Here is a 5,080-nt window from a genome sequence, read left to right on the forward strand (position 1 = left end):
ACCGGATTCGGCGCGCAGGGCGGCGGCGACGCGGGCGGGGGTGAGGTCTCCCGCCTCGTCGGCCAGCCGGTCGCGGACCCGGCCGAGGAGCTCGTCTCCGAGGATCCCGCTCATGCTGCCCGCCTCCGACCGGCGTGGTCGACACCGACGGCCGCCAGCACGTCGTGCGCCGCACCGAGCAGCGGCGACCGTGGCCGCAACCGCAGGCCGCCGTGTTCGAGCCTTTCCGTCAGGCCGGGCTCGGGACGCATCGCGGTGAGCACGTCCACGCCCACCGCGTCGGCCACGTCGGCGGCTCGCAGGCCACCGGGTGCAGGTCCGCGGACGACGACCCCTGCCGGTTCGCCACGGGCCGCGAGCGTGCGGGCGACCCGGGCAGCCGAGAGCACCGCGCCGATACGGGCCGGCACCACGAGAACGGTGAGGTCGGCCAGTGTGATCACCGCATCGGCGACGGGGCCGAAGCTACGTCCCACGTCGCACACGACGGTCGTTCCTGCTCCTCGCGCCGCCTCGACGACCGACCCGGCGGCTCCGGCGGTGAGCCGTTCGTTGTTCTCGCGGTCGGTGGACAGGACTCCCACGCCGGACGACCAGACGGGCACGGCGTCGCGCAGGGCACGCGCCGAGATCCGGCCTCCGTCGACGGTGAGACCGGACCACCGCACACCGGGGTGTTCCTCGAGTCCGGTCAGGACATCGAGTCCCGCGCCGAACGGGTCGGCGTCGACGAGCAGGGTGTCGCGTCGCTCGTCGTGCCCGGCAGCCCAGGCCAGCGCGGCTGCGAAGGTCGACGCCCCCGCTCCCCCACACCCTCCGACGACCGCGAGGACGACGCCTGCACCGGACGAGGGTTCGCCGGCGGCCGCGATGATCGAGAGCAGTTCCACCTCCTCGGACGGGAGCGCGAGGACGTGTTCGGCGCCGACGGTCGCGGCGGCCTGCCATTCCGTCAGGTCGGCGGTTCCGCTGCACACGAGGATCACACCGGGGCGGCGCGGATACCCACCCGCGCACGACACGGCAGCAGCGGCGTCGAGGACGACGATGGGCGCGTCGGTCCACGCTCTGCGTGGCACCGGCACGGACATCTCGTGCAACGTGCGGTCGGCCGCCGCGACCACGCGACGGAGGTCGGCGACCAGCGCGGGATCGTCGACCAGTCCGAGGATGTCGTTCATGCCCGACAGGCTGCCGCGCCACGGAGTCCGGGACGCCGCGAGAACGGTGCCGGAAGCCCTACCTGTGGATGAATCGGGGGGCTGTGGACAACCGGCGCGTCCGCGACATTCGCAGGTCGCTGCGCAGGATCCGGGGTGTAAGGACGGTACGGGGATCGGCAGGTAACCACCTCCGACAAAGCGACAGCCCTCGCCAGGGGGGAGGAGGCGAGGGCCGTCTGCGTTCAGCCCCGGGGGGTCGGGCTGACCACAACCCGAGTATCGACCCGGGCATTCGCGATAGTACACCGTTAGGCGCGACTACTTGCAACTTCAAACACCGGCGCGCCGCGCGCCGGGCACTTCGAAGTCCGCGCGCACCTATTGTGGTGATCGTGACCGACACGTCCGTGAATCCGTCCCGACCGGCCCCGTCGACGGGGGACTCACCGGACGCGACTCGCATCGCAGCGTTCTTCGATCTCGACAAGACCGTCATCGCCAAGTCGAGCGTGCTGGCCTTCACCCGGCCGTTCTTCGAAGAGGGTCTCCTCAGTCGCCGGGCCGTGCTGCAGAGCACCTACGCCCAGCTCCTCTACCTGTTGTCGGCGGCCGATCAGACCCGGGTGGACCGGATGCGCGAACACATCGCACACATGTGCAAGGGCTGGGACGTCGAGCAGGTCGGATCCATCGTCGAGAAGACCCTGCAGGACGTCGTGACGCCGCTCGTCTACGCGGAGGCGAAGGATCTGATCGCCGACCACCGGGCCCGTGGTCACGACGTGATCATCGTGTCGGCGTCGGGTCAGGAAGTGGTCACTCCGATCGCGCGGACACTCGGTGCCTCCCACAGCACGGGGAGCCGGATGCGCATAGTCGACGGACGGTATGCCGGCGAGCTCGAGTTCTACTGTTTCGGAGAGGCGAAGGCGGTCGCGATCCGCGAACTCGCCGATCGATACGGCTACGACCTCTCCCGCAGTTACGCGTACTCCGATTCGGCCACCGACCTGCCGATGTTGCTGGAGGTCGGCCATCCGCGTGCGGTCAACCCGGATCGTCCGTTGCGTCGGGCGGCCACCGAAAATGGTTGGCCCGTTCTCATTTTCGCCCGTCCTGTGCCGCTCGGGCGGCGCGCCCGCCCCTCGCCGCGTGCCCTGGCGACGCTCGCCGTCACCCTCGGTGTGACCGCACTGATACTGGGTGCCACGCGTCGCCTGACCGAACACCGGATGCGTTGACACTCAGGGTCACTCGCCGCGAGAGCAGAACCGAAGTGATGACGTCGGGGGCTTGCCCACATCTCCCGGACGGGGTAGAAAGGAGTTACGGAAGGACGGAAGGCCAAGACCGAATCGGAAGAGAAGATTCGATCTCCCGACTGTTCTTCCCAGCACGGACACCGAGTACCCACGCGAAGCCGATGCCACTATAAGGGCACAAGCGTTGTGGGCCTGCGAGTTCCGGATTTTCGAAGACAAGTACCCCGCACCCGTTGCGAGGACGAATCGACGATACCCGGATCATCGCCGAGGCCGTTGAATCACAACCCATTTCAGCACGCATGGTAACTCGGACCGCCCGTGCTAGCGGGTGGCGGAATCGATCTCGATCGATATGCCACCCGCTTTCGCGTGTGGGGACATCTCCCCACTCAGCCGGCGAAAGCCTCCGCGATCGACGTGGCCTCACGGGCCCCGGCCTCGAGCGACCCGCAGCAGAACAGCACCCAGCCGCCGACACCCTCCACGGTTCCCGCCCCGAATCCGGCGACACCGTCGCGGTAGGCCTGCAGACGGCGCATCCAGTGCACCTCGGGCACGCCGAGATTGTGCGTGTCGAGTCCGGACGCCACGCACACCAACCGGGACGCCGCCCGCGCTACGACACCGTCGGCGACACCGAACGGCTTCAGAACGGACAGTTCGCCGTGCACGACCGCCGCGAGAACCGGCGCCGGGGCGTTCGTCCCGCCCGTGACGAGTTGCGCGAGCCCGTCGAGACGCTCGGCGACGCCCGGTTCCGTGCGCGGACGACCCAGGTCCTCCGCGTCGTCCACCAGATCGGCCGCGGCGAGCAGGTGGAGACGGGCGAGCGCCTGCAGCGGAGCGCGACGCCAGGTCGCGACCATGGTGCCGAGCGCATCACCGTCGAGCGCCTGCGCGACCCGCAGTGCTCCGGCCAGGATCGGGTCTCCGCTCTCCCCCGGTCGGGGAAGTTCCGTCGACCCGCCGTCGATCGACGCAGAGGCACGTGCAGCCCGCACCGATGCCTCCGCAGCGGTGTTCGCCCACCCCCGCCGGTTGGTCCGATGCCGGTGCACCTCGGCGAGCGCGTCGCGGGCGCGGTCTGCGGCGTCGCGCACGCCCGGAAGGTCGACGAGAGGCTGAAGAGGGTCGGTCACGTCGACGACGGTACCGCCGCCCACGCGTCGAGCGGCCGAGAGGTTCACCGGTCGTGCCGGAATGCCGTTCGTCGCGCGAATTCGACCGATGAGCGAAAGTGACGGGGTTGCATATCGATGCAACGGTGCGGTGCCGGTCACAGATGATTACGCTCACAAGAGCCCGAATGGAACCACCCGGAAAGAGGCCCCGCATCATGACGAGCGCAGCCCAGGAGCACGAATCGAAGGCGTACCCGCCGAGCCCGGAGTTCACCGCCACGGCCAACGCCGGTCCGGAACTGCAGGCCGCGGCCGACGCCGATCGGCTCGGATTCTGGGACGAGCAGGCGAAACGACTCGACTGGGCACAGCCCTGGACGGAAGTGCTCGACTGGTCGAACGCTCCGTTCGCGAAGTGGTTCGTCGGCGGCGCGCTGAATGTCGCCTACAACTGCGTCGACCGGCATGTCGAGGCCGGTAACGGCGATCGGGTCGCCATCCACTTCGAGGGCGAGCCCGGCGACAGCCGGTCGCTGACCTACAACGACCTCCTCGCCGAGGTCTCCCGTGCCGCGAACACCTTCACCGAGCTCGGTCTGGTCGCCGGCGATCGCGTCGCGATCTACATGCCGATGATCCCCGAGGCCATCGTCACGATGCTCGCGTGCGCGCGCCTCGGCCTGACTCATTCGGTGGTGTTCGGCGGCTTCTCGTCGTCGGCGCTGCGGTCGCGCATCGACGACGCGCAGGCCAAGCTGCTCGTCACGGTCGACGGCCAGTGGCGTCGTGGCCAGGCCGCGCCGCTCAAGAACGCCGCCGACGAGGCCGTCGCCGACGCGAAGTCGATCGAGCACGTGCTGGTCGTCGCGCGCACCGGCATCGACGTCGAGTGGACCGAGGGTCGTGACCTGTGGTGGCACGAGACCGTCGAGAAGGCGTCCCCGGAGCACGAGGCGCAGCCGTTCGACTCCGAGCATCCGCTGTTCATTCTGTACACCTCGGGCACCACGGGTAAGCCGAAGGGCATCATCCATACCTCCGGTGGCTATCTGACCCAGGCCTCGTACACCCACCACTACGTCTTCGACCACAAGCCCGGCAAGGACGTCTACTGGTGCACCGCCGACATCGGCTGGGTCACCGGCCACAGCTACATCGTCTACGGCCCGCTGAGCAACGGGGTCACGCAGGTCGTCTACGAGGGCACCCCCAACTCGCCGAACGAGCACCGGCACTTCGAGATCATCGAGAAGTACGGGGTGTCGATCTACTACACCGCCCCGACGCTGATCCGCACCTTCATGAAGTGGGGTCGCGAGATCCCCGACGCCCACGATCTGTCGTCGATCCGTCTGCTCGGCAGCGTCGGCGAGCCGATCAACCCGGAAGCGTGGCGCTGGTACCGCGAGGTCATCGGCGCGGATTCGGCCCCGATCGTCGACACCTGGTGGCAGACCGAGACCGGCGCGATCATGATCTCGCCGCTGCCCGGCATCACCGCCACCAAGCCCGGCTCGGCGATGGCTCCGCT

4 protein-coding genes are annotated in these 5,080 nt (G+C 69.0%); 2 read left to right on the forward strand and 2 right to left on the reverse strand.

The features are described from left to right. Nucleotides 1-110: 110 nt before the first annotated feature. Nucleotides 111-1,181 carry a septum site-determining protein Ssd gene (ssd, locus tag R1101_RS0115760; RefSeq protein ID WP_016934348.1) on the reverse strand — a complete coding sequence of 357 codons (1,071 nt, stop codon included), beginning with the start codon at nt 1,179-1,181 and terminating at the stop codon, nt 111-113. A gap of 368 nt (nt 1,182-1,549) precedes the next feature. Here ssd and R1101_RS0115765 point away from each other — a divergent pair, with 368 nt between their 5' ends. Next, a complete protein-coding gene (locus R1101_RS0115765; RefSeq protein ID WP_425337687.1) occupies nt 1,550-2,404 on the forward strand; it encodes an HAD family hydrolase in 855 nt (284 codons plus the stop codon). A 413-nt stretch (nt 2,405-2,817) separates the two neighbouring features. Here the strand turns inward: R1101_RS0115765 and R1101_RS0115770 are convergent, their stop codons facing one another. Beyond that, nucleotides 2,818-3,567 carry a hypothetical protein gene (locus R1101_RS0115770; protein ID WP_026003335.1) on the reverse strand — a complete coding sequence of 250 codons (750 nt, stop codon included), beginning with the start codon at nt 3,565-3,567 and terminating at the stop codon, nt 2,818-2,820. Between the two features lie 197 nt (nt 3,568-3,764). Here R1101_RS0115770 and R1101_RS0115775 point away from each other — a divergent pair. Then, nucleotides 3,765-5,080, forward strand: a 1,316-nt coding sequence (locus tag R1101_RS0115775) for an acetate--CoA ligase (RefSeq protein ID WP_016934351.1), incomplete at its 3' end; no start/stop codon positions are given.

The sequence above is a fragment of the Rhodococcus sp. R1101 genome, from assembly GCF_000278445.1.
GTDB lineage: Bacteria > Actinomycetota > Actinomycetes > Mycobacteriales > Mycobacteriaceae > Rhodococcus > Rhodococcus gordoniae.